The organism is Stieleria sedimenti (assembly GCF_025060895.1).
Lineage (GTDB): Bacteria > Planctomycetota > Planctomycetia > Pirellulales > Pirellulaceae > Stieleria > Stieleria sedimenti.
In genome coordinates, this window is record NZ_JANZKV010000196.1 from 1 (window position 1) to 2,839 (window position 2,839).

Genomic DNA, 2,839 nt, shown 5'->3' on the forward strand with positions numbered 1-2,839 from the left:
AGATGAGGGCCCGTAGGCTCGCGCCAAACGGCTGATATTCGTTTGACATCAGCCGGTTCGCGCCAGCGTCCGGGCCCCCTCATTCATGTTAACTTAGCGGTATTGGGGTAAACCCTGCTCCGCAGGCGGACTGAGTCCGCAAAGCGGTGGGCAAACCGAAGGCTTCCAGCCAATCCCACTTAAAACGACTCGCCCGCTTAGGCTTCGCCGGCGCGTTTCACGACCTTGTCGATCAAGCCGTACTCGCGAGCTTCTTCGGCGCTCATGAAGCGGTCCCGATCGGTGTCCGTTTCAATTTTTTCCAGCGAGTGACCGGTGTGATCGATCATGATTTCGTTCATGCGTTTCTTGATCCGCCGCAGTTCTTCGACGTGGATCTCGACTTCCCGCGCGGTGCCTTGCATGCCGGCAAGCGGTTGGTGAATCATGATCCGCGCGTTGGGCAGAGCGAAGCGTTTGCCGGCGGCTCCGGCGGTCAACAGCACGGCGCCCATCGAGGCGGCTTGACCGATGCAGTAGGTGGCGACGTCACAGGAGACGAATTGCATGGTGTCGTAGATCGCCATCCCGGCGGTGATGCTTCCACCGGGGCTGTTGATATACAGGTGGATGTCCGCCTTGGGATCGTCGCTCATCAGGAACAGCATCTGAGCGACGAGCGAGTTGGAGATCTGGTCATCGACTTGTTGACCGAGAAAGATGATTCGGTCTTTGAGTAGTCGGCTATAGATGTCGTAAGTGCGTTCTTCGCGTCCGCTCTTTTCAACGACGTAGGGAATCAGTGGCATATCGGTATTCTTGGTTAGTTTGACGGGAGAGGGAAAACGAGACGGCGACGGCTCAGTTGGCGTCTTCGTCTTCGTCTTCGACCGGCGGCTTGGTCAGGATATCGTCGACCAATCCGTACTCTTTGGCTTCGGTGGCCCCCAGGAAGAAATCGCGATCGGTGTCTTCGGCGATTTTCTCGACCGGCTGTCCCGAGTGGCTGGCGATGATTTGGTTCAGCACATCGCGATAGCGGAACATTTCGGCCGCTTGGATTTCGATGTCGCTGACCTGTCCGCCGACGCCGCCCATCGGCTGGTGCATCATCACACGGCTGTTGGGCAGACAGTACCGTTTGCCTTTGCTGCCGCCGACCAACAAGACGGCCGCCCCGCTGCAGGCCTCACCGACGCAGTACGTCGCGACCGGGCACGAGAGAATCTGCATCGTGTCGTAAATCGCCAACGTCGCGGTGACGCTTCCGCCGGGAGAATTGATGTAGAAATGGATGTCCTTGCGGCGATTTTCGCTCTGCAAATACAGCAACTTCATCACCAACTCGTTGGCGTTGCCGTAGTGGATTTCGCCTTGCAAAAAAACAATGCGATTTTCAAGCAGCAAGTCCCCGAGCGTCAGTTGACGCTGGCGTTGGTAACTCTGGTAGGCGTGGCTACCGGAAATCGGGTTACCGGAGAGCTGGCTCGCGGCAAGCGGGTGCGTTAACGGTGAATCCATAAAGTGTCTTTGGGAGTTAAAAGCAACGAAATCGCAGCGGGATCAGACCGAACAATCGATGCGTCGGCCTCGCAGTGACCGCTTAGTGTTCGCATCTGGGGAGAATCTGACAAGACCAGTGCCCCCGACCGCAAGGTCAGTCTGACCGCAAGGCCAGTCTGTAGGTTCAGGCCGACACCGGTTGCATCACACCGATTGCATCACACGGAATGCAAATCGGATACCAAACCGCAGCTGGCGTCGCAAGATTCACTATCTTGACATTTTGCCGTCACACTGGCATCAATAGCATGTCGCGGCGGATGTCGTCCTGCCAAGCTGGCATGTGATCGAAGTTGTCGACGACGCGCGAAAGTGCTTCGACTCCATTAGAATTCTGGACCCGGCAACCGTTGAGACGTGACGGACAGTGACACCTCCTGCAGTCACACCTCCTGTATTCCCACTCGAATCCTCCCCATGCCCAACGAACCCCGTGACAAATCGAAGTGTCCGACCTGCGGAAAACGCTTTCGGATGGACGAAACCGATGCCCCGCCGTTCTGCTGCCAGCGCTGTCGGCTGATCGATTTGGGCCGCTGGCTGGACGAGGACATCGGCCTGCCATTCGAATCCGACGAATCGCCCAAGACGATCGACCCGGACCTGACGCGTTAAAGACCTTTACATTAGCGAAGAAAGCGGCGAAACTACCCAATCAAGCAACGAAGCCTTTCCCGCCGTCTGGGTGGGGAAGGTTTCTTTTTTCAGTGACCCGTGGAGAGTGTGATGGTTGAATCGGTGCCGATGACCCGAGAGGGATACAACAAGATCAAAGCCGAAATCGAGCATCTTGATCGTGAAGTGATGCCCGAGATCGCCGACAAAATCGCCGTGGCGCGCGAAGAAGGCGACTTGAAGGAAAACGCGGAATACCACGCCCAGCGTGAGAATCAAGGCAAAGTCCAAGCGCGGATCAACCTGCTCAAAGACAAACTCGCCCGCGCCACGATCGTCGACATGTCGGAACTGCCCCGCGACGAAGTCGTCTTCGGTTGCACCGTCACGGTCGAAGACCAGGACGACGGCATGGAGGAGGAATTCACGTTCGTCGGCGCCGGAGAAGACGACTACAAGTCCGGAAAGATCCTGGTCACCAGCCCGATCGGCAAAGGTCTGATCGGGAAAAAGGTCGGGGAAATTGCCAAGATCGAAGTCCCCGCCGGCATGATGACGCTGAAAGTCACCAAAATCGAGTTCCCCGACGTCTAACGTCTGGGAGCCGCCTGGTTTCGCTGCTTCGCAGCGAAACCAGGCGGCTGAAGCCTGCACACCAGCACTCGTTGGTGTCCAGCCTTTA

4 protein-coding genes are annotated in these 2,839 nt (G+C 57.2%); 2 read left to right on the plus strand and 2 right to left on the minus strand.

Annotated elements, in window-relative coordinates; all coding sequences use genetic code 11:
* Positions 1–197: 197 nt before the first annotated feature.
* Positions 198–788, minus strand: coding sequence for an ATP-dependent Clp endopeptidase proteolytic subunit ClpP (gene clpP, locus NZK35_RS24320; protein ID WP_259635125.1), 591 nt, complete (start codon positions 786–788; stop codon positions 198–200).
* A gap of 52 nt (positions 789–840) precedes the next feature.
* Positions 841–1,500: a ClpP family protease gene (locus NZK35_RS24325; protein ID WP_259635126.1), complete on the minus strand. Its 660-nt coding sequence runs from the start codon at positions 1,498–1,500 to the stop codon at positions 841–843.
* A gap of 459 nt (positions 1,501–1,959) precedes the next feature.
* Here NZK35_RS24325 and NZK35_RS24330 point away from each other — a divergent pair, with 459 nt between their 5' ends.
* Together NZK35_RS24330 and greA are read left to right on the plus strand one after the other, a co-directional pair.
* Positions 1,960–2,157 carry a DNA gyrase inhibitor YacG gene (locus NZK35_RS24330; RefSeq protein ID WP_259635127.1) on the plus strand — a complete coding sequence of 66 codons (198 nt, stop codon included), beginning with the start codon at positions 1,960–1,962 and terminating at the stop codon, positions 2,155–2,157.
* A gap of 111 nt (positions 2,158–2,268) precedes the next feature.
* Positions 2,269–2,751 carry a transcription elongation factor GreA gene (gene greA / locus NZK35_RS24335; RefSeq protein WP_259635128.1) on the plus strand — a complete coding sequence of 161 codons (483 nt, stop codon included), beginning with the start codon at positions 2,269–2,271 and terminating at the stop codon, positions 2,749–2,751.
* The last annotated feature ends 88 nt before the right edge of the window (positions 2,752–2,839 follow it).

What these genes read in the sequence shown, in the direction of transcription:
- greA (WP_259635128.1), top strand. Translation starts at nt 2,269, where the DNA reads ATGGTTGAATCGGTGCCGATGACCCGAGAGGGATACAACAAGATCAAA.
- clpP (WP_259635125.1), bottom strand. Translation starts at nt 788, where the DNA reads ATGCCACTGATTCCCTACGTCGTTGAAAAGAGCGGACGCGAAGAACGC.
- NZK35_RS24325 (WP_259635126.1), bottom strand. Translation starts at nt 1,500, where the DNA reads ATGGATTCACCGTTAACGCACCCGCTTGCCGCGAGCCAGCTCTCCGGT.
- NZK35_RS24330 (WP_259635127.1), top strand. Translation starts at nt 1,960, where the DNA reads ATGCCCAACGAACCCCGTGACAAATCGAAGTGTCCGACCTGCGGAAAA.